Below are 20913 nucleotides of genomic sequence, written 5' to 3'. Positions count from 1 at the left end.
GCATGTCAAGGGGGGATCCTGATGCAGCCGACACCGAGCCGCGTCCCGTTCGTCCGGCGCCTGGCCGTCCCGGGCGGCCGGGACGGCCGGCTGATGCTGGTGGTCGCGATCGTCGACAAGGTCGGCACCGGCCTGTGGATGGGCGTGGCGACGCTCTACTTCGTCTACGTCACGCATCTGTCGGTGTCTCAGATCGGCCTGCTGCTGGGGGTGTCCGGCGTCCTCGGCATCGCCGGGCCCCCGCTCGCCGGGCGGCTGGCCGACCGCTTCCCCGTCACCCGCCTCCTGGTCGCCGCCCAACTGGTCAGGGGCGCGGCCCTGGTCGCGTTGCTGACCACGCACGACTTCCGGCTGCTGGTCCTGTACTCGGCGCTGGGCGCGCTGCCCGACCGTGCGTCGAGCGTGCTGACCAAACTGTTCGCCGCACGCGTGGCCGGCCCGCAACGCGTCCGCTACCAGGCGATCCAGCGCACCGCGGTGAACATCGGATGGGCCGTGGGCGGTACGGGAGCCGCTGCCGTACTCACGGTCGGAACCGTCCTCGCCTACCAGGTCCTGCTGCTCGCCAACGCCGCGTCCTACCTGGTCATGGCGGTCCTGACGCTCCGGTGCACGGAGCCGCCCGCCCCCGGCCGCGTCGTCGCCGGACCCGGTGGCGCCACCAACGGGAATGCTCTTCCGGTCGCGCGCCCCGAGGGGGCGACACCCTGGCGCGACCGCCGCTATCTCGCCTTCACCGGTACGGAGATCTGGCTGTTCCTGGACGACAGCGTGCTCCAGGTCGGATTCCCGCTGTGGATCGTCCACGCCACCAGCGCCCCGGTCGGGCTGGCACCGCTCGTCCTCGTCCTCAACAGCGTTCTGGTGATAGCGCTCCAGGTCCCCCTGTCCCGCTTCGGGGAGACCCGCGCCGCGGCCCGACGCCTGCTCGTCCCGATCGGTGCCGTGTTCCTCACGGGAGGGGTGGCGCTCGCGGCCTCGGCCGGAGGCGGCCCCTGGTTCGCCACCGGCGCCGTCGTCGTCGCGGCCGTCGCCTTCACCCTGGCGGAGATCCTGCACTCCCTCTCCTCCTGGGAACTCTCCGTCGCCCTCGCACCTCCTGAGGCGCAGGGCGCCTACCTCGGGGTGCACGGCCTGGCCCAGTCGGCGCAGCGCAGCCTGGGGCCTGTCGTCGTCGGGGCCGCGGTGAGCGCCGGCGCGCTGGCCTGGCCGGTGCTCGGCGCCACCCTGGCGCTGGCCTGCCTGGCCCAGCACCGGCTGGTCCGGCCGAAGGCCGCCCCGGACGCCCCCGCGGTGCGGGCCCTGCCGAGTGCCGCGAAGCCTGCGGGAGTACGGCAGTCCGACGGCTCCTGACGCCCTTGCCCGCGAGGGGGCCCGGGCCCGTTGTCGGTGGCACCTGACAAGATCGTCCGTATGACCAGCAGCACCGGAACTCCCGTCCCGCTCCCGGCCAATCACCGCATCTCGGAGACGTACGCCGACTGGGCGCGCACTCAGGGGCCGGGTGTCGAGGCGGACGCCCGCGACACGCTGGAACGGGCGGGCGGCAGCAGGCACCGGTCCTGGGAGAAGCCCGGCCGGTTCGTCGACGACGCGGAGCGCCTGGCCCGTGGCCTGCCGGCCGCCCATCTGCCCTGGTTCTGGGACACCATCGGCCACTGGATGCTGGAGACGCACCGCCGCTCGGCCGGCCGCGCCTACGGGCAGGCGCGTGCCGCCGAACGCACCCACGGGCTGCCGGTCGACCCCGACTGGCGGCGGGCGAACCTGCTGCTGTTCGCCCGGTTCGGCGCCCTGCCCGCCACCGAACTCAGCGGTGCGGCGGCCTGGTTGGCCGAGGTCCTCGAACCTGCCGACGCGCACCACGAGTTCGTCCGCCTGCTGACCGCCTGGGCGGCGTCACCCGGCGAGCTTCCCGCCGATCTGGCCCGCCGGGTCCGGGACTCGGCCCGTGCGGCGGGTCTCGGCACCGAGGAGGAGGCCCGGGTGCTGGGCGGGCTGCTGGCCGCGGCCCGCGGCAAGGCCGTACCCGACCGGCTGCTCGACGCGGCCGTCGGCCCGCTCACCGCGCACCCGCCCGCCGACGAGCAGGCCGTCGCCCTCCTCGACCTGTTTCCCGAGTCGAAGAACGACGCGGCGGCCTGGCTGCGGCTGCTCATCGCGTGCGGCGCCGCCGACGCGGCCGCGGCCGGACGGATCGTCCCGAAGGACGGCCTCGGGGACTGGCTGCGCCGGTACGCCGCCGGCTACTCCCACCGCACGGTCGGCGGCGGCGGGGTGACCCGTCAGCCCATGCCCGCGGAACTCTTCTACCTGGTCGGCCGGTTCGCCCCGCTGCTGCGCGCGGGCGGCAGCCCGGTCCGGCTGCACGAGGACCGCTACCGCTGGCCGCATCTGGATGCCGACCTGCTCGATCTCTGCCTCGCCGAGGGCATACCCGTCCACGACCCCGGTGCTGCGATCGGCCTGGAGTTCTGGGGTGACGGCTCCCAGCGCGACCTCGAGGCGCTCGCCGCCGACCCGGTGTTCGGGCCCCGGCTGGAAGGCACCGTGCACGCCGGGCTCCGCGCCCGTGGCGGCAGCGCCATCAGCCGGCTCCCGCACAACCCGGGCATCACCGCCGAGGTGCACGCCCGCGTCGAGAAGCTGCTCGAAGCCCTGCGCGGCGGGGGACTCGCCGCCGCGGACGAGGCCGTCGACGAGCTGCACGGCCTCCTGGACCGGCCCACCGCCATCGCTCTGGACGGCATCGAGGAGGCCCTGGACGCCCTCGATCTCACGGGCCCGCTGGCCCGCGCCCTGCGGGCCGGACTGCCCGAGGAGCTGGGCTGGCCCGCCCTGGACCGGGCCCTCGCCGGGTTCCGGTCCGACGAGACCGTGCACGTCACCTGCACCTGGCCGGTGCTCACGGTGTACGGGGAGTCCCGCGCCCTCGCCGTCGACCACGCCGGACTGCGCAGCGACCACGCCCTGGAACTGCCCGAAGGCTCACTCGGCCACACGGTGTACTGGGTCGGCGGCCGGTTCCTCGTCGCCTGGAACGAGGAGCACAAGGACAACTTCCCCAGCGCCGCCTACTGGTCCGACCGCCCCGACGAGACCTTCGAACCGGAGCAGACGTACGGGCTGCGCCCCTACGGCGGCAGCATCCAGGGCGGCCTCGGCTACCAGTTCGAAACCCCGGACGGTGGCGGGCGGTTCGACGGCGAGCGCGTCCTGCGGGCGGGCGGCCGTGAGGGCATCGGCCATCGCGACTACCAGATGAGCGACGGCCACGCCTTCTGGAGCACCTCGGTGTTCAGCGAGGACCGCGGCGGCTGGAGCCGCATCGACCCGGCCACCGGTGCTCCCCTCACCGACCGCGCCCTGCCGGCCTTCCACGACCCCGCAGGATCCCCGCCCGGCACGAAGCCCTTCCCCGACCACCGGATCCTCGCCGCGCTGCCGCCCGGCGCCCCGCCCTCCCCGCTCGGCCAGGACGGCGCACTCACCGGCTGCCGGGTCGACTACCGCACGCCGTACGCGGGTCCGTCGCCCCGCGAGTTCGTGCTGAGGTCCATCGACGGCCGTACCGCCTCCTACCGCAGCCGCAACTGGGGCCGCCGCCCGTGGGGCATCCTCGCCCTGCCGCTCGACGGCGAGGACGCCGTCCTGACCGGCGGGACCACGATCCGCTGCCACGCCGCCGACGACAACTCGCTGCTCTGGCAGGTCCAGGGCTTCCCCGGCAGCCGCAACAGCTCCCGGGGGCGCGCCACTCTGGGCGAGTCGGCCGGGCCGGTTCCGCCGCCCGCCTTCTGGCACTTCCTCACCCCGCGCGACGAGCCCTCGTCCCATGCCCTGCGGACGGTCACCGACACCGCCGTACGCGCACTGCTGCGGCCCGGCACCGGGAGCGCCCTGCCCGGAGTGACCGACCCCCGGGTCCGGGACGGCGTGGACCGTGCCGCCCGGCTCGCCGCCGACGTACTGCGCCGCCGCACGGAGCTGTCCCACCGGGTCGCCGTCATGCGGGCCGGGCCGGTCGTCGACCTGCCCGACCCGGCACCGGACACCCGGCTCGTCCCGGCCCTCCACGGCCTGCTGCCCCAGCTGCGCGGCTACGAGGAACGGCAGCCGCAGCCGCAGCCCGCCCTCCTCACCTCGGTCGCCGCCGACGGCCGGTACCTGCGCGGCGAGATCGACGACGAGGTGCGGGTGCTCGCCCTGCCCGCCCCGCCGTCCGAGTGGGCGGTGCTGACCGGCCGGATCGATGCCGTGGCCTGGCGGACCGTGGTCGCGGCCACCCCCGACGAGCAGCGACAGGCACTCGCGGCGCTGCTCGGTGTGTGGAGCCGGCAGCCGTTCGCGGAGGCCGGGGGCTCCTGGCGGACCGGCCGTGCTCCCGAGCAGCGGATCGCCGGACTGCGCGCAAACGGCGCCACCGTGGCCTCCGGGCCGGTCCGAAGCGGCCTCGCCCCCTTCCTCCAGCGAGCCGCCGATCCGGTGCCCGCCGACGCCGAGGAGTGCGCCACGCACACGGTCGCCGCCGACGACACCACCAGGCTCCCCCGTCTGCTGGCCCTGCTCGCCGAACAGGGCCCGCTGCCGGTGCCCGAGGAGGCCGTGGACCTGTTCCGCTGGCGCACCGGGGTACCGCGCCCCATCGCCGCCCTGGTCCTCGACGGATTCGCCGGCAGCGACGACTACGGCGTACACCGCAAGCTGGTCCGCGCCAAGCCGTACAAGGCCGACCGGACCACCTCCTACGCGTACGACGAGTTCCTGGGGCGGCTCGGCCCGGACGGCAGGCGCACCGTGCTCGCGGCCGCTGTGCCCGGCGACCCGGCGGAGCTCTGGGCCCCCGGCGGGACGACCGCGGCCGCGGCACGCATGGCCGCCGTCTGGGCCGAGTTGCTCGGTTCGGCCCCGTACACCGACGACGGCAGCCATGCCGCCGCCCTCGCCGCGGACCACGGCCTCCCGGAGACGTGGGCCACGGCGCTGCTCTCCGGCCGCGTCGAGGCACCTCTGGACGCCGACGGGATCCGGGCCGCCGCCACCGCCATCGCGTGGGCCCTCGCCGAGCGCCCGGTCGGAGACCCCGCGTCGCAGGGCGCCCGCGCCTTGGTCGACGGGCTCGCGCACGCCCCCGCCGGGCTCCTCACAGCCCTGCGCGCACTGGCGGACCGGTCCGCCGCCACTCCGGTCCCGCCCGGCCAGTACGAGGCCAACCCGCTGTTCGGCGTCCCGGACCTGGTGGACGAGGTGGCGGCGGCCCTCGGTGTCAGCCGTGACGCGGCCGCGCTCCACCTCCAGCTGCATGCCTTCGACCGCCCGGCCGACCGCACCGTACGCCGCTGGAATTCCTGGTCCCTCGACCATCACCGCGCCGTCCGCAAGGAGTTGACCGCCGCCAAGGCCCCGCGCCCGGCACCCGCCGCGCCGACGGATCCCGTGGAAGTCCCCGCCGCGGTCCCACCGCCCGCGCACGAGCGGTTCGCCCGCGCCTGGGCAGAGGGGGCGGCACGGCCCAGGCCGAAGGCATGACGCCGCTGTTGCGAGCCGACCGCTCAGCCGTGGGGACGTGCCGGGGCGTCACCGGTCCGCGCAGGCGTCAGGGCCATCCTCACGAGCGTGCCCGAGTCGTTGATCAGCAGCTCCGGCACATGGTCCTCGTAGAACCGGATCTGTCCGATGACACCCTCGGTCCCGCAGTGGTGGGCCAGCCGCTCCAGGAGCGCGTCCAGATCGGGCAGGAGCTCGGCATGCACCTCCTGCCGCGCGGTCAGTGACCAGCCGTCGCCGGTTCGGGCGATCTCTCCCACCAGGAGCCCGCCGATGCGCATCGCGGGCCCGCGTTCGGCGAGCAGCGGCACCTGGTCGTCCGGCTCGTCGTCCTGCCCGTCCGGATGCGTCCCGAGGTGCCGGTGAAGATCGTCCATCACGGAGCCCGGCACGGAGGCCCGGAGGTCCAGTGCGAGATCTACTGCGTACATGTCACCCATTCCCGCAGCCTAGGGGTCCTCGGCGCGCGGGCCGGCCGAAAAGGCGAGGCGTGGGCGGAGGACTCTTGTGAGGATGGGGGCACTTCGACCCAGGAGGCCTGGACGCCATGCCCGGTACCGTCACGTTGATCCGTTCCGCCCAGTTGTCCGACGTCGCCGAGTACGCCTACGCGGCCACGGCGCCCGCCGGCGCACGGCCGGTCTTCCTCGCCGGGGCGTGCCCGCTGAACGAGGACGGCTCGACGGCGGCTGTCGGTGACTACGCGGGCCAGGCGGCGAAGGCGTTCGAGAACATGCGGACCGCTCTCGCGGCCGCGGGCGCCTCCCTGGAGGACGTCATCAGTACGCGGGTGCTCGTCGCGTCCACGCGACAGGAGGACCTGGTCACCGCCTGGGCCGTGGTCCGGGCGGCGTTCGGGGAGCATGACGCCCCGAGTACGTTGCTGGGCGTCACCGTGCTCGGCTACGCCGACCAGCTCGTGGAGATCGAGGCCGTCGCCGCGGTGCTCGACTCCTGACGCGGCTCCCGGTACCGCCCCCGCCCTCCGTCACCACTCCCGGGTGGCGATCAGCTCCTCCACGTCCGCGTCCGCGAACCCGTACGCCGTCGCGATGCACCAGAAGTCCTCGGCTATCTCCTCGCGGGCGACGGTCTCGATCTCGCTGCCGGCTGCCTCGAACTCCGCTTCCAGGGCGTTGAACTCGTCGGTCGCCGCCGTCGTCAGCACGTACAGCGCCGCCAGGTCGGCGGGGCGCTCGGCCTCGATCCGTTCGCAGAGCCGGACCAGGACGGCCCTGCCCTTGTCCACGATGCGGTCGGGGAAGTACCCGTCCTCGTAGAGCCCCCGCAGGAACGCGTACTCCGTCATGCGCTGGTTCGTGATCGCCACGGCGATCCCCCCGTCCACTCGGTGATCCGTCGTCCCGATGCTGCACCACACCACTGACAACACCGGGCGGAATGTATCCGCCGTGTATGCCCGCCTCCTTCAATCGCCGTGTCACCCGACGACAAGGGGAGAACCATGCACAGGAATTTTCGCCGGTCGCTGATCACCATGAGCGCGGTCGCGGCCACCGCGCTCACCGTTCCGGCCGCTGTCGCGGCGCCGGTCGTGGACTCGTCGGAGGCCGCCGTGGCCGCGCGGCCCGCCTTCAAGATGCCCTTCGAGTGCAACCAGACATGGCTCGGCAGCAACTGGTCGGGGCACAGTCCCGCGCACTCGATCGACTGGAACCACTACGACGCGAACGGCACCCCCGACGACGAGGGCCGCAGAGTGTTCGCCAGTGCCGGTGGCACGGTGCTCGAATCGTATTACTCGACGGGCGCCGGATACGGGAACACGATAGTCATCGGCCACGGGGGCGGCTGGCAGACGCGGTACGCCCATCTGAAGACTCGTTCGGTGGCCGCGGGCGCCACGGTGAACGTGGGCCAGAAGATCGGCGAGGTCGGCAACACGTCCGCCCTCTACGACCTGTCCCCGCACCTGCACTACGAGCAGAAGCTCGACGGAGCGGTCGTCGTCGCGGTCGTCCAGGGCGTCACATGGAGCGACTACCTCAAGCGCAACCAGGTCAGCACCAACAGATGCTGACGCACCGCCGGGTGCCGGCGGGAGGACGGGCCGGCACCCGGTGACCCCCTGTGCCAGGTGCGGGTGCGACGGCGGTTACACCCGCACCTGTTCTCCATCGGCGCCGCTCAGCGCATAGAGCGGAGCTTCGCGTCCACCAGTCCGGCCTCGTCGGACAGGCCCAGGCGGCGCCAGGTCGCGAGGGAACGGTGGAAGTAGTGCCGCGCGGTCTGCTTGCGGCCGGTCGCGTCGTGCAGCTCGCCCAGCAGGCCGGCCACCCGGGCCTCGGCGCGGCGGTCCCCGAGCTGCTGCTGCACGGCGAGTGCCCCGATCAGCAGCGCCGACGCCTCACCGGCATCGCCCTGCCGCAAGCACAGTTCCGCGATGCTCTGCTGCACGTATGCGGCGCAGTGCAGGTCGGCCAGCTCGTCGAAGATGCCGAGGGCCCGCTCCAGTTCGCCGCGCGCCGACTGCGGTTCGCCACGCAGCTCGTGCAGCACGGCGACCCTGCGGCGCACCTGTGCCTCGCGGTGCCGGTCCCCGTTGGCACGGGACAGCTCCAGGGCCCCGCGCAGCCAGCCGGCCGCGGTCTCCGGGTCCTTGCGCTCCAGCCAGACGGAGGCGATCGCGTTGCGTGCCACCGCCTCGCCGTGCCGGTCGCCGGCCGCGGCGAAGTCCTGGAGCGCGGCGGTGAACGTCCCGAGTGCGGTGCCGAGATCACCCACGACCCGGTGGACCGAGCCGGCCCCCACCGCGGCGATCGCTTCCCCCGTCGGGTGACCGAGCTCGGCGAAGAGCGCCCTGGCCCGGTCGAAGGAGGCGAGCGCGTCCGGGTACCGGTCCTGGTAGAGATGCAACTGGCCGAGGTTGCGCAGCAGGGCCGCCGCCCTGAGGTCGTCGTGGTGCGGCATGGCGTCGAGCACGAGCCGGTGGGTCCGCAGCCAGTCACCGTAGTAGCCCCGCATGTCGAAGAAGCCCGCCAGTTCGATCGCGAGGTCGGCGGCCCGGTCGGTCCGCCCGAGCCGGACGGCTGCGTCGACGGCGGCGACGAGGTTGCGGTGCTCGCTCTCGAACCAGTCCACGGGCCGGGCGCGCACCGTGGCGGCGACGGCGTGCGCCGGTCCGTCCGGTAAGCCCCGCTCGTCGGGCTCGCCCAGCACGCCGAGGAAGCGGGTGGGCATGGCGGCGTTGGCGGAGCGGGAGAGGGCGGTGAGCGCGTCGATGACCCGCAGGCGCCGCCGCAGCCGTATCTCCTGATTGTCCGTCAGGGCGATTTCCCGGGCGTAGGACCGCAGCAGGTCGTGCATGCGGTAACGGTTCAGACCGAGCTGGTCCCTGCCCACGACTTCGACGAGGTGTTCGTCGAGCAGGGTCTCCAGACCCCCCTCCGTATCGCTGTCGCACCCCGTCGCAACGGCGACGAGCCAGCCAGGGACGGCGTCGTCGGGCAGGTCACCGAACGTGCGGAAGGCATGGGCGGCGGGCTCGGGCAGGTGGCGGTAGCTGAGTTCGGCGCCGGCCCGCACCTCCAGCTCACCCCCGGAGCCGGCCGCTCCGAGGCGACCGCGCTCGTCGCGCAGCGAGTCGGCCAGCGTGCCGACGCTCCAGCCGGGCCGGTTCACGAGCCGGGAGGCCGCGATCCGTACCGCCAGCGGCACGGATCCGCACTCGGCGAGCACACGGTCGGCGTCGGCCCCCTCCCGCCGGAGCCGGTCCGCGCCGACGATGGCACCGAACAGGGCACGGGCGTCGTCGTGCCGCATCAGCCCGAGCGGGCAGGCGTGCGCCGGCAGACCGGGCATCCGGCGCCGCGAGCTGACCAGCACGGCCGAGCCGCCGGTGCCCGGGAGCAGCGGGCTCACCTGTGCGCTGTCCAGGGCGTCGTCGAGCACGATGAGGAATCGCCGCTGGGCCAGGCGGGACCGGAACATCGCGGCGCGTTCGCCCGGTTCACCGGGTATCGCGCTGTCGATGACGCCCAGGCCGCGCAGCATCTCGGCCAGGACGTCCACGGCCTCACGGGGGCACTCGCTCGTTCCGGCCAGGTCGACGAAGAGCTGCCCGTCGGGGAACGCGCCACGCACCCGGTGGGCGACATGCACGGCCAGCGTGGACTTCCCGGCACCCGGCGGCCCCGACACCGCCGCGACCACGGGTTGCCGGCCGGCGGTGGACAGTAACTCCTCCAGGTCGGCGACCTCGACGGCGCGGCCGGTGAAGTCGGGTATGTCCATCGGGAGTTGGCATACGGGAACGGGCGTTGCCGCGCGGCGGCGGCCGGTGTAGCCGTTGACCTCGGCGCCGATGGCCCGCAGCGGTTCGCTCGGCCCGATCCCGAGCTCGGCGGCGATCACGTGCTCCGCCTCGGCGTACGCGGACCGCGCCTCGGCGCTGCGGCCCGCGTCGTTCAGCGCGTGCACGAGCATCCGCCACAGGTCCTCCCGCAGAGGGCTCTCGGTCAGCCGGGACCGCAGGCCGGAGACCAGGTGGGCGTAGTCCCCGAGCCGGAGCCGTAATTCCAGGCACTCGTCGGCCGCGAGCGACCGCAGCCCCTCCAGGCGCGTGACGGCCGGGTCCCACACCACGCTGGAGGCCACGTCCTGGAGCACTCCGCCGCGCCACAGCCCCAGGGCCGATTCGTAGGCGCGCAGTGCGGCGGCGTCCTCACCGCGCTCGCGGGCGGCACGGGCCGCCGCGAGCTGCTGCTCGAAGAGCAGCATGTCCACCTGCCCGGGTGCGACGTCCAGCGAGTATCCGGAGGGCTCGGTACGCAGTCCGTCGACTGCTTCGGGGGGCAGCCGCAGCCGTAGCGTCCGCACGTACGTGCGCACATTGGCGACCGCGGACCGAGGTGCGCCTCCGGGCCACAGGACCTCCGTCAGCAGGTCCAGCGAGACGAAGCCGTTCGGCTGGAGCAGCAGGGTCGCCAGTACGGCGCGGGGCTTGGCTCCACCGATCCGTACCGGGACACCGTGCGCCTTCACCTGGAGCGGCCCCAGGACTCCGAATGTCGGCTCCCCCACCGCAGGCCTCCGTGCTCTCGGCAACTGCGGTGCAGCGTAACGATGTTCGAAGCTCTCCAAACGAAATCCGGGTGACGACTCCCACCCGATTCGCGGCTCACTGCACGCGGGCGGACGCCCGGCGGCGGCTCTCCTCGTCCTCGCTGTCCTCGTCCGTGTCCTCGTCCGGGACATGGACGTCGAAGACGTTGATGTTGATCTCGACGACTTCCAGACCGGTCATCGTCTCCACCGCGTCCGTCACATGAGTCCTGACCTGCTCGGCGAGCTCATGGATCGGGACGCCGTACTCCACCTCGATGTCGACATCGATCGCCGTCTGCTTCTCCCCCACTTCCACCTTGACGGAGCGTCCGTGTCCGGACGACCCGGACACCCGCCCGGTGACGGCGCCCAGGGCCTTCGCTGCTCCCCGGCCGACCGAATGCACACCGTCGGTCTCGCGGATGGCGATTCCGGCGATGGTGGCCACCACGTTGTCGGCGATGGTGGTCCTGCCGCGCCCGGCCTGGCCCCCACTCCTGTCTGTCGTTGAACTCCCGCCCAGGGACTCGACATCAGCCATGACTGCCTCACAGAGGGTTGTGGCGACGAGGCGGCTCTCGTCCTCGCCGGCTCCTCATTTCACTGTGCGCCTGCCCGTCCCACACCGCCATTGGGGTGTACACAGCGCTCCGCTCCTTCACTCTCCGCCACCGGGCCCGGTGGGCCGCGGGCAGGCGGGGCGGGCGTGCTGAGCATCACCCTGGACAGCCACGGTGACCGCCGGGTAACTTTTAACTGGACTGAGCAAGCGCTTAGCCACCGACCGAAGCCGATGCTGAAGCTGACACAGGAGGCACCCCGTGCGCCGTACGGTTTACAACGAGGACCACGAGGCGTTCCGGGAGACCCTGCGCGCCTTCATCGAGGCCGAGGTCGTCCCCGTCTACGACGAGTGGTACGCCGCGGGCCAGGCGCCCCGTGACTTCTACTACAAGCTCGCCGAGCTGGGGATCTTCGGCATCGAGGTGCCCGAGGAGTTCGGCGGCGCCGGCGAGGACTCCTTCAAGTTCGAAGCGATCGTCTACGAGGAGACCGCCCGCGCGGGTGTGTCCTTCGGCGGCTCCGGTGTGCACGTCCTGCTCTGCCTGCCCTACCTCAAGGCCTACGCCACCGAGGAGCAGAAGAAGCGCTGGCTGCCCGACTTCGTCTCCGGCAACACCATGTACGCGATAGCCATGACCGAGCCGGGCACCGGTTCGGACCTGGCCGGCATGAAGACGACCGCCAAGCTCTCCGAGGACGGCACGCACTACGTCCTCAACGGCGCGAAGACCTTCATCACCGGTGGCGTCCACGCCGACAAGGTCATCGTCTGTGCCCGCACCGACGCGCCCAAGGCCGACGACCGCCGCCACGGCATCTCGCTGCTCGTCGTCGACACCAAGTCCGAGGGCTACTCGGTCGGTCGCAAGCTCGACAAGCTGGGCCTGAAGGTCTCCGACACCGCCGAGCTGTCCTTCGTGGACGTCAAGGTGCCCGTCGAGGACCTGCTGGGCGAGGAGAACAAGGGCTTCTCCTACCTCGGCCAGAACCTGCCGCAGGAGCGTCTCGGCATCGCCGTCGGCGCGTACGCGCAGGCCGCCGCCGCCGTGCGGTTCGCCCAGCAGTACACGCAGGACCGCACGGTGTTCGGCAAGACCGTCGCGTCCTTCCAGAACACCAAGTTCGAGCTGGCCGCCTGCAAGGCCGAGGTCGACGCGGCCGAGGCCGTCTGCGACCGGGCGATCGAGGCCCTCGACGCCGGCGAGCTCACCCCCGCCGAGGCCGCGTCCGCGAAGCTGTTCTGCACCGAGGTCGCGCACCGCGTGATCGACCGCTGCCTCCAGCTGCACGGCGGCTACGGCTACATGAACGAGTACCCGATCGCCCGCCTGTACGCGGACAACCGGGTCAACCGCATCTACGGCGGCACCAGCGAGGTCATGAAGTCGATCATCGCCAAGTCCATGGGCCTGTAAGAGCGGCTACGTTCTTCTCCATGAGCGCAGCACTTGAATCCCTGCTCGATCTGCTCGACCTGGAGCAGATCGAGCAGGACATCTTCCGGGGCATGAGCCGCAGCGCGGTCGTGCCCCGGGTCTTCGGCGGCCAGGTCGCGGCGCAGGCGCTGGTCGCCGCGGGCCGTACGGTCCCGGCGGACAGGTCCGCCCACTCCCTGCACGCGTACTTCCTGCGTCCCGGGGATCCGGGCGCGCCGATCGTCTACACCGTGGACCGCATCCGTGACGGGCGGTCGTTCGCGACCCGCCGGGTCGTCGCGGTGCAGCACGGCAAGCCGATCTTCCACCTCTCGGCCTCCTTCCAGGCGTACGAGGAGGGCATGGACCACCAGGCGCCCATGCCGTCCGCCCCGGACCCGGAGACCCTGCCCACGGCCGCGCAGATGCTGCCCCGGTACGCGGACCGTTTCGCCGATCCGCTGATGGTGGACCGGCTGATCGAGGCGCGGGCGGCGGTCGACCTGCGGTACGTGGACGCCCCGCCGTTCGCCACGGCGGGCGAACCGCGCGAGCCGCGGTCCCAGGTGTGGTTCCGGACGCACGGCAAGCTGGCGGACGATCCCCTGCTGCACGTCTGCATGGCCACGTACGTCTCCGACATGACACTGCTCGACTCGGTGCTGCTCGCCCACGGGCGCGGCGGCTGGGCGGTCGGTGACGTGGTGGGCGCCAGCCTGGACCACGCGATGTGGTTCCACCGGCCCTTCCGCGCCGACGAATGGCTGCTGTACGACCAGGAGTCGCCGTCGGCCTCCGGCGGGCGCGGTCTCGGCCAGGCCCGCATCTACACGGCGGACGGACAGCTGGCCATCACGGTCATCCAGGAGGGCGTGGTCCGCGTCCCGCGGGTCTGAAGACCCGTATACGGACATACTCCCCACCATGAGTGACGAGAAGAGCCCTGGTGGGGAGTCCACGTTCACCGTCGTCGTCGCGGCTGCGGCCAACCTCGGTATCGCCGTGGCGAAGCTGGTGGCCGGTCTGATCAGCGGTTCGAGCGCGATGCTCTCGGAGGCCGCGCACTCGGTCGCCGACACCGTCACCGAGGTCATGCTCCTCACCGCGCTCAGGCGCAGCCGGAAACCGGCCGACGAGGAGCACCCGCTGGGCTACGGCCCCGAGCGGTACATCTGGGCGATGCTCGCCTCCGTCGCCACGTTCGTCGGCGGCGCGGTCTTCTCGCTCTACGACGGCATCCACACCCTGGTCCAGGGGGAGGACCTCGGCGACCCGCTCGTGTCCTACATCGTGCTCGCCGTCGCCTTCCTGCTGGAGGGCTACTCGCTGCGTACGGGGGTCAGGCAGGTCCGGAGCGAGGCGGCCGGCCTCGGCATCCCCGCGCCCCGCTATCTGCGCCGCACCCCCGACACCGCGGTCAAGGCCGTCGTGATGGAGGACTCCGCCGCCCTGATCGGCCTCCTGCTGGCCGCCGGCGGGCTGCTGGGCGGTCAGCTCTCCGGGTCGGGGATGTGGGACGGCATCGCGTCCGTGCTGATCGGCGTCCTCCTGGTGTACGTGGCCTGGGTGCTCTGCCGGTCCAACGCCCAGCTGCTGATCGGCCGTCCGGTGTCGGCGGCGATGCGGGCGGGGGTGCGGGAGGAGCTGCTCTCCGTCCCGCACATCATCGACGTACTGGAGCTGACCACGCTCATCCAGGGCCCGGACGAGGTGCTGATCGCGGCGAAGGTCGACTTCCGTGACGTGGCGAGTGCCGAGCAGGTCGAATGGGCCTGCGAGGAGGCGGACGAGCAGTTGCGGGAGCGGTATCCGTCGGTCCGCCGGGTCTATCTGGATCCGACGCCGGGCCTCGGTCAGCGGCGCCGGGCCCGGCGCGGTACGGACGGGCCCTAGAGGCCCGCGAAGAACTCCCGCACGTCCTCGACCAGCAGCTCGGGCTGTTCCAGGGAGAGGAAGTTGCCACCGCGTTCGAACTCGGTCCAGCGCACCACGTTGTGGTCGCGTTCGGCGTACCGGCGGATGGCGACGTCCGACGGCAGCGCGACGACGACCGCGGTCGGGACCGTACCGCGCTCCTTGGGCGCCCAGGCGCCCGGGTCGTGGGCCGTCTCGTAGTACAGGTGGGCCGAGGAACCCGCCGTACCCGTGTACCAGTACAGGCTGACGTTGGTCAGCAGCCGGTCCCGGTCCACCGCGTCCTCGGGCAGTTCCTTCGCGGTGTCGGTCCACTCCTTGAACTTCTCCACGATCCAGGCGAGCTGGCCGACCGGTGAGTCGTGCAGTCCGTAGGCCACCGTCTCGGGGCGGGTCGACTGGATGGCGTTGAAGCCCATCTTGTCGTCGCGGAACTGCTGCAGCCGCTCCAGCCGGGTCTGCTCGCCCTCGGTGAGGCCGGCGAAGTCCGCGGGGTCGTCCGACGGGAAGGTGACCAGGCCGTTCACATGGATGCCGGCCACGTGGTCGGGCGCGATCCGGCCCATCTCACCGGCGATCCAGGCGCCGCCGCCGTTGCCCTGGACGCCGTACCGCTCGTAGCCGAGGCGGGCCATGAGGGTCGTGAACGCGGCGGCGATGCGGCCGGTGTTCCAGCCGGGCGAGGAGAGCGGCCCGGAGAAGCCGACGCCGGGCGTCGACGTGACGACGACGTGGAAGTCGCGCGACAGCGGCTCGATGACGTCGGTGAACTGGACGAACGATCCCGGCCAGTCGTGGATCAGCAGCAGCGGCGTGGCGTCGGCCCTGTCCGAGCGGACGTGCGCGAAGTGGATGTTCTGGCCGTCGATCTCGGTGAGGTACTGCGGGAACTCGTTCAGCCGGGCCTCGGCCTTGTGCCAGTCGAATCCGTCCGCCCAGTACTCGGCGAGCCCCTTCAGATAGTCGGCGGGTACGCCGCGCGACCAGCCCTCGACGCCGGGCACCCCGGTGTTCCAGCGGGTGCGGGAGAGGCGGTCGTGGAGGTCGTCGATCTCGGCCTGCGGGATCTCGACCCGGAAGGGCCGGACGGCGTCGGCGTGGGCGTTCGAGCTGGTGCTGCTGGTGCTGTTCTCCATGAGCAGAATTCTAGGATTCCAATAGGAAGAATTCGTTCCTATTGGGGCCTCACAGTGGGGGCATGTTGGAAACCTCCGCCCGTCTGCTGCGGCTCCTGTCCCTGCTCCAGTCACCCCGCGAGTGGCCCGGCACCGAACTCGCCGAACGGCTCGGTGTGAGCGGCCGGACGGTGCGCAACGACATCGAGCGGCTGCGCAGGCTCGGCTACCCGGTGGACGCCACCCGCGGATCGACCGGCGGATACCGGCTGGCGGCGGGCAGCGCGATGCCACCGCTGCTCCTGGAGGACGACGAGGCGGTCGCGGTCACCGTCGCGGTGCGCAACGTCGCCGGGAGTTCGATGGCCGGCATGGAGGAGACCTCGCTCCAGGCGCTCGCCAAGCTGGAGCAGGTGCTGCCGCCCCGGCTGCGCCGCCGGGTGCGGGCGCTCCAGCAGTACGCCGTGCCGGTACCCGCCGACCGGCCAGCCCCGGCCGTCGACACGGACGTCCTCATGACGCTGACGGCCGCCTGCCGCGACCACGAGCGTCTTCGCCTGGACTACCGCGACCACGCGGGCGCCTCGACGCGCCGACTGGTGGAGCCCCAGCGGGTCGTGAACTGGGGCCGCCGCTGGTACCTGGTCGCCTGGGACGTCGACCGGGACGACTGGCGCACGTTCCGGGCGGACCGGATAACCCCGCGCACCCCGTCCGGCCCGCGCTTCGCGCCGCGCGAGGACCCCGAAGGCAACGCGGCGGCCTACGTCGCGGGCAAGGCGTCCGCCGCGGCCTGGCGCCACCGCGCCCGGGTGACGGTGCACGCACCCGCCGCCGCGGTGCTCGAGCGGATCAACCCCGCGGTGGGTTCGGTGGAGGCGGTCGACGCGGAGACCTGCGTCCTGGACACCGGGGCCGACTCACTCGACACGCTCGCCGTCCATCTGGGCATGCTCGGCCACGACTTCACGGTGACGGAGCCGGCCGAGCTGGTCGAGCACCTGCGGGAGCTCGCGGCCCGCTACGCCAGGTCGACGGAGCCGAGCAGCCCGGCCGCGTCCAGCAGGTAGTCCGTCATCGGGTCGTAGAACCGGGGGTCGGTGACGTGGTCGTCCAGCGGGACGGTGACCTGGAGGGTGCCCTCGGCCTCGCCCAGGAAGAGCGCCGGGTCGTTGGAGTCCGCGTACCCGACGGAGTCGAGCCCGCGCTGTCCCGCGCACCCGGCCCATCCGTGGTCGGCCACGACCAGGTCCGGCTGCGGCCGGCCCTCGCGCTCCAGTCCGTCCAGGATCGCGGCCATCGGCGCCGGGGAGTGCGTGTGCCACAGGGTCGCACCGCGTTCCAGGACGGCCACGTCCGCGAACTGGAAGACCATGCCCTCGTCCGCCATGAGCCCCCCGGGGATCCTCACGATCTCGCAGCCGGCGGCCCGCAGGGCCGCCGCGGTCTGCCGGTGCACATCGAGGAGCCCGCCCGGGTGCCCGGTCGCGAACAGCACCCGCTCACCGCCCGCCGCCGCCTTCCGCAGCCGGGCCGCCATCCGGTCCAGGGCGTCGACGGTGAGCTCCGGGTCGATGGTGTCCTGGCCCTGCCTGTGCTCCGGGTCGTCGCTGACCCCGCACCTCTCGGCCATCACAGCGAGCACGTCCTGCTCGTCGCGCCACCGGTCGCCGAGCTCGAGCCCCAGCCAGTAGTGGCGGTCCCCGTTGGCGAGTTTGCGGTAATGGGAGAGGTTGTTGTCGCGGGGGGTGGCTACGTCGCCCGCGATACGCGTACGGACGAGGTGCTCGACGAGGGCGGCGCGGCTGGGTATCGGCATGAACCCATTGTGCCGTCAGGAAAGCGCTGTGTGCCGGGCGTCTTGCACCGCGGAATCCCTGCGGCGCCCGTCCGCCCGCACACCGGCACCGCGCGGGAGCACCGCGGGCGCCGGGCGGTCCTTCTCCCGGCTCACACGGCGGCGGTCCGGGACGCGGGCGTCGGCACCGCGGCGGCACGGACCCCGCCGCGGCCGGCCATCCGGCAGCCGAGGCAGCCGGGGTGTCCGTGGCGGGCGGCGGTGTCCCGGGACCGCCAGTCCTGTGCGCTCGCAGGGCGCGGACCTGCGGCCTTGCCCCATCCCGCGAGATGGAGTGCCCAGCAGGTCAGCGCCGCCAGCACGACGACGACGGCGCCGAGCCACAGAATCGCGGCGGACGCGGTGATGACGCCCGCTCCCAGTACCGCGCTCCCCAGGACTCCGACGGCCGTACCGGTCCAGCCGGCCACGGTGTGGCCCAGGTCATGGTCACCATGTGCGCTCACGTCGGCTCCTCAGGGTGTGATAGTTCAGCGACCGGCACTCCACCCGGCATCAATAGCTTACGAGCTAAGTTACTTAGACACTAAGGGGAATCTCCGTGGACGGCAAGAAGCGCCCGGAGGCGACGGCCGACCAGGCGCTGCAGGCCATGGACCGGATGATCGCGCTCGCTCAGTTCGGGCAGCACGACATCGCCGGGCGCCTCGGCCTCAACACCACCGACCTGACCTGCCTCGGTTTCGTGATGGAGGCCGCCCTGGCCGGGGCGCCGCTGACCGCCGGCGACCTCGCCGAGCGGGCACGGCTGACCACCGGCGGGGTGACCGGCGTACTGAACCGGCTGGAGAAGGCCGGATACGCCCGGCGCCTGCCCGACCCGGGCGACCGGCGCCGGGTGCACGTGGTGATGGACGAATCGGCGCAGGCACGCATCCTTGCGGTGTACGGCCCGTTCTACGCCCGCCTGGGCTCCCTCTTCGCCGACTACGGGCCGAGCGAGATCGCCGTACTGACCGACTGGTTCGGCCGGGCGCGGGAGGCCATGCAGGAATCCCTCGACGAGATCAGGGCCGGCGAGGACCGGAGCGGTACCTGACGGGCCCCGCGATCAGGAGGCCGCCGCCTCGAACGCGCCGCGCGCCAGCCGGTGCAGCAGGGCGGCCGTGGCCTCGCGGCCCGGGAGTGCCTCGGGGCGGGCGAGGTGGGGGGTGGAGTTCAGCAGGCCGAAGACGGCGTGCACGGTGACGCGGGCCTCGTTCTCCGCGAGGGCCGGGTACAGGGCGCGGACGACCTCGACCCACACCTCCACGTACTGCCGCTGGAGCTGGCGCACCCGCTTGCGGTCCGTGTCGCGCAGCCGGTCGAGCTCGCGGTCGTGGAGGGTGATCAGGGGGCGGTCGTCCAGGGCGAAGTCGATGTGCCCCTCGATGAGCGCGTCCAGGAGGTCCCGGGGCGAGCTGCCCGAGGAGGCGGCGTCCTCGGTGACGCGCAGCCTGCCGCCGGCGAGCAGGCGCTCACTGATGCCCACCAGCAGCTCGGCGAGCATCGCGTCCTTGCCGGGGAAGTGGCGGTAGAGGCCGGGGCCGCTGATGCCGACCGCCGCCCCTATCTCGTCGACGCCGACACCGTGGAAGCCACGCTCGGCGAAGAGGCGGGCGGCCTCTCTGAGGATCTGCTCGCGGCGGGTGGGAGCCGCGACACGGGAGACGGCACGGGCAGCGGTGCGGTCGGCGGCATTGGTGCTCATGGAGATTCATTCTAGACAGGCGCGTTAGCGCTCGTTAACCTGAATGCAATGCGTTAACGAGCATTAACTTCAGCGGTACGGGCAAGGGGGCTCGACAGGATGCAGCAGGCACCGGTCCTGGCGAGCGCGGCCGATCCCGCCTCGGAGGCCTGGCAGGCCAATGAGGCGGCGCATCACGCGCTCGCCGAGGAGCTGCGCACGCGGCTCACCACGGCACGGCTCGGCGGGGGTGAGAAGGCCCGCGCCCGGCATGTGGCGCGCGGCAAGCTGCTGCCCCGGGAACGGGTGGACGCGCTGCTCGATCCGGGGTCCCCGTTCCTGGAGCTGGCGCCTCTGGCGGCCGAGGGGCTGTACGGGGGCGCCGCTCCGGCGGCCGGGGTGATCGCCGGAATCGGGCGGGTCAGCGGCCGGGAGTGCGTGATCGTCGCCAATGACGCGACCGTCAAGGGCGGCACGTACTACCCGATGACGGTGAAGAAGCACCTCCGCGCCCAGGAGGTCGCCCTGGAGAACCGGCTGCCCTGCCTGTACCTGGTGGACTCCGGCGGCGCGTTCCTCCCGATGCAGGACGAGGTGTTCCCCGACCGGGACCACTTCGGGCGCATCTTCTTCAACCAGGCCCGGATGTCCGGGGCCGGTATCCCGCAGATCGCGGCGGTGCTGGGTTCCTGCACGGCGGGCGGGGCGTACGTCCCGGCGATGAGCGACGAGGCGGTCATCGTCCGGAACCAGGGGACGATCTTCCTGGGCGGTCCGCCGCTGGTGAAGGCCGCCACCGGCGAGGTCGTCACGGCCGAGGAGCTCGGCGGCGGCGAGGTCCACTCCCGTACCTCCGGGGTCACCGACCACCTCGCCGAGGACGACGCGCACGCGCTGCGGATCGTGCGGAACATCGTCGCGACGCTCCCCGCGCGCGGGGAGCTCCCCTGGTCCGTGGAGCCCGCCGAGGAGCCCAAGGTCGATCCCGCCGGGCTGTACGGGGCGGTGCCCGTCGATTCGCGCACGCCCTACGACGTACGCGAGGTGATCGCCCGGGTGGTGGACGGCTCGCGCTTCGCCGAGTTCAAGGCGGAGTACGGCCAGACGCTGATCACGGGCTTCGCCCGGATCCACGGGCACCCGGTCGGCATCATCGCGAACAACGGGATCCTGTTCTCGGAGTCCGCCCAGAAGGGCGCGCACTTCATCGAGCTGTGCGACCAGCGCGGCATCCCGCTGGTGTTCCTGCAGAACATCTCCGGGTTCATGGTCGGCCGTGACTACGAGGCGGGCGGCATCGCCAAGCACGGCGCCAAGATGGTGACGGCCGTGGCGTGCACCCGGGTGCCGAAGCTGACCGTCGTCGTCGGCGGTTCGTACGGCGCGGGCAACTACTCCATGTGCGGCCGCGCCTATTCGCCGCGCTTCCTGTGGATGTGGCCCAACGCCAAGATCTCCGTCATGGGCGGCGAGCAGGCCGCCTCCGTGCTGGCCACGGTGAAGCGGGACCAGATCGAGGGGCGCGGCGAGGAGTGGCCCGCCGAGGACGAGGAGGCCTTCAAGGATCCGGTCCGCGCGCAGTACGAGCAGCAGGGCAACGCCTACTACGCCACCGCCCGGCTCTGGGACGACGGTGTGATCGACCCGATGGAGACCCGGCAGGTGCTGGGGCTCGCCCTGACGGCCTGTGCCAATGCTCCGCTGCCCCAGAAGGATCCCAACGGCCCGGGCTTCGGCGTCTTCCGGATGTGATGTGAGGACTTC

General features: G+C 72.5%; 18 protein-coding genes. 10 read left to right on the top strand and 8 right to left on the bottom strand.

What is annotated here, in order from left to right; translation table 11 throughout:
• The first annotated feature begins 21 nt into the window (after positions 1–21).
• On the top strand, positions 22–1353 hold the full coding sequence (locus OG257_RS24885) for an MFS transporter (RefSeq protein ID WP_329210874.1): 1332 nt from the start codon (positions 22–24) through the stop codon (positions 1351–1353).
• A gap of 60 nt (positions 1354–1413) precedes the next feature.
• Positions 1414–5529 carry a hypothetical protein gene (locus OG257_RS24880; RefSeq protein ID WP_329210873.1) on the top strand — a complete coding sequence of 1372 codons (4116 nt, stop codon included), beginning with the start codon at positions 1414–1416 and terminating at the stop codon, positions 5527–5529.
• A 23-nt stretch (positions 5530–5552) separates the two neighbouring features.
• Here the strand turns inward: OG257_RS24880 and OG257_RS24875 are convergent, their stop codons facing one another.
• Positions 5553–5978: a hypothetical protein gene (locus OG257_RS24875; RefSeq protein ID WP_329210871.1), complete on the bottom strand. Its 426-nt coding sequence runs from the start codon at positions 5976–5978 to the stop codon at positions 5553–5555.
• A gap of 116 nt (positions 5979–6094) precedes the next feature.
• On the opposite strand from OG257_RS24875, the gene OG257_RS24870 reads away from it, so the two are divergent.
• A complete protein-coding gene (locus OG257_RS24870; RefSeq protein ID WP_329210870.1) occupies positions 6095–6505 on the top strand; it encodes a RidA family protein in 411 nt (136 codons plus the stop codon).
• A gap of 30 nt (positions 6506–6535) precedes the next feature.
• On the opposite strand, the gene OG257_RS24865 is transcribed toward OG257_RS24870, so the two are convergent.
• The gene (locus OG257_RS24865) at positions 6536–6877 is read right to left on the bottom strand and encodes a DUF5713 family protein (protein WP_329210869.1); all 342 of its coding nucleotides are present in this window, start codon (positions 6875–6877) and stop codon (positions 6536–6538) included.
• Positions 6878–7012: 135 nt separating this feature from the next.
• On the opposite strand from OG257_RS24865, the gene OG257_RS24860 reads away from it, so the two are divergent.
• Positions 7013–7588 (top strand): M23 family metallopeptidase, encoded by a 576-nt coding sequence (locus OG257_RS24860; protein ID WP_329210867.1) that lies wholly within the window; start codon positions 7013–7015, stop codon positions 7586–7588.
• Positions 7589–7695: 107 nt separating this feature from the next.
• On the opposite strand, the gene OG257_RS24855 is transcribed toward OG257_RS24860, so the two are convergent.
• Positions 7696–10590 (bottom strand): AfsR/SARP family transcriptional regulator, encoded by a 2895-nt coding sequence (locus OG257_RS24855; RefSeq protein ID WP_329210865.1) that lies wholly within the window; start codon positions 10588–10590, stop codon positions 7696–7698.
• A 97-nt stretch (positions 10591–10687) separates the two neighbouring features.
• Positions 10688–11155 (bottom strand): Asp23/Gls24 family envelope stress response protein, encoded by a 468-nt coding sequence (locus OG257_RS24850; RefSeq protein WP_329210863.1) that lies wholly within the window; start codon positions 11153–11155, stop codon positions 10688–10690.
• A gap of 280 nt (positions 11156–11435) precedes the next feature.
• Between OG257_RS24850 and OG257_RS24845 the strand changes: the two genes are divergently transcribed.
• Genes OG257_RS24845 through OG257_RS24835 form a run of 3 tightly spaced genes read left to right on the top strand, consistent with a single transcriptional unit; the run spans position 11436 to position 14486 of the window.
• The gene (locus OG257_RS24845) at positions 11436–12593 is read left to right on the top strand and encodes an acyl-CoA dehydrogenase family protein (RefSeq protein WP_329210861.1); all 1158 of its coding nucleotides are present in this window, start codon (positions 11436–11438) and stop codon (positions 12591–12593) included.
• Positions 12594–12613: 20 nt separating this feature from the next.
• Entirely contained in the window at positions 12614–13489 is an 876-nt protein-coding gene (locus tag OG257_RS24840; protein ID WP_329210859.1) for an acyl-CoA thioesterase, read from the top strand.
• Between the two features lie 28 nt (positions 13490–13517).
• Complete coding sequence (locus OG257_RS24835) at positions 13518–14486, top strand: cation diffusion facilitator family transporter (RefSeq protein WP_329210857.1); 969 nt, start codon at positions 13518–13520, stop codon at positions 14484–14486.
• On the opposite strand, the gene OG257_RS24830 is transcribed toward OG257_RS24835, so the two are convergent.
• Complete coding sequence (locus OG257_RS24830) at positions 14483–15643, bottom strand: epoxide hydrolase family protein (protein ID WP_329210855.1); 1161 nt, start codon at positions 15641–15643, stop codon at positions 14483–14485. The genes OG257_RS24835 and OG257_RS24830 overlap by 4 nt on opposite strands.
• A 62-nt stretch (positions 15644–15705) precedes the next feature.
• Here OG257_RS24830 and OG257_RS24825 point away from each other — a divergent pair, with 62 nt between their 5' ends.
• The gene (locus tag OG257_RS24825; RefSeq protein WP_329210853.1) at positions 15706–16692 is read left to right on the top strand and encodes a helix-turn-helix transcriptional regulator; all 987 of its coding nucleotides are present in this window, start codon (positions 15706–15708) and stop codon (positions 16690–16692) included.
• On the opposite strand, the gene OG257_RS24820 is transcribed toward OG257_RS24825, so the two are convergent.
• A complete protein-coding gene (locus OG257_RS24820; protein ID WP_329210851.1) occupies positions 16644–17441 on the bottom strand; it encodes a phosphatase in 798 nt (265 codons plus the stop codon). The two genes, OG257_RS24825 and OG257_RS24820, sit on opposite strands and share 49 nt — an antisense overlap.
• A gap of 131 nt (positions 17442–17572) precedes the next feature.
• Positions 17573–17926 (bottom strand): HGxxPAAW family protein, encoded by a 354-nt coding sequence (locus OG257_RS24815; protein ID WP_329210849.1) that lies wholly within the window; start codon positions 17924–17926, stop codon positions 17573–17575.
• A 95-nt stretch (positions 17927–18021) separates the two neighbouring features.
• Between OG257_RS24815 and OG257_RS24810 the strand changes: the two genes are divergently transcribed.
• Positions 18022–18519 carry a MarR family winged helix-turn-helix transcriptional regulator gene (locus tag OG257_RS24810; RefSeq protein WP_329210848.1) on the top strand — a complete coding sequence of 166 codons (498 nt, stop codon included), beginning with the start codon at positions 18022–18024 and terminating at the stop codon, positions 18517–18519.
• Positions 18520–18531: 12 nt separating this feature from the next.
• Here OG257_RS24810 and OG257_RS24805 read toward each other — a convergent pair whose 3' ends face one another.
• Positions 18532–19170 carry an SACE_7040 family transcriptional regulator gene (locus OG257_RS24805; RefSeq protein WP_329210847.1) on the bottom strand — a complete coding sequence of 213 codons (639 nt, stop codon included), beginning with the start codon at positions 19168–19170 and terminating at the stop codon, positions 18532–18534.
• Positions 19171–19269: 99 nt separating this feature from the next.
• Here OG257_RS24805 and OG257_RS24800 point away from each other — a divergent pair, with 99 nt between their 5' ends.
• Positions 19270–20901, top strand: coding sequence for a carboxyl transferase domain-containing protein (locus tag OG257_RS24800; protein ID WP_329210846.1), 1632 nt, complete (start codon positions 19270–19272; stop codon positions 20899–20901).
• Positions 20902–20913 lie beyond the last annotated feature (12 nt).

The sequence above is a fragment of the Streptomyces sp. NBC_00683 genome, assembly GCF_036226745.1.
Lineage (GTDB): Bacteria > Actinomycetota > Actinomycetes > Streptomycetales > Streptomycetaceae > Streptomyces.
The sequence above is the reverse complement of the archived record's forward strand: the minus strand, read 5'-3'. Positions and strand labels throughout refer to the sequence as shown.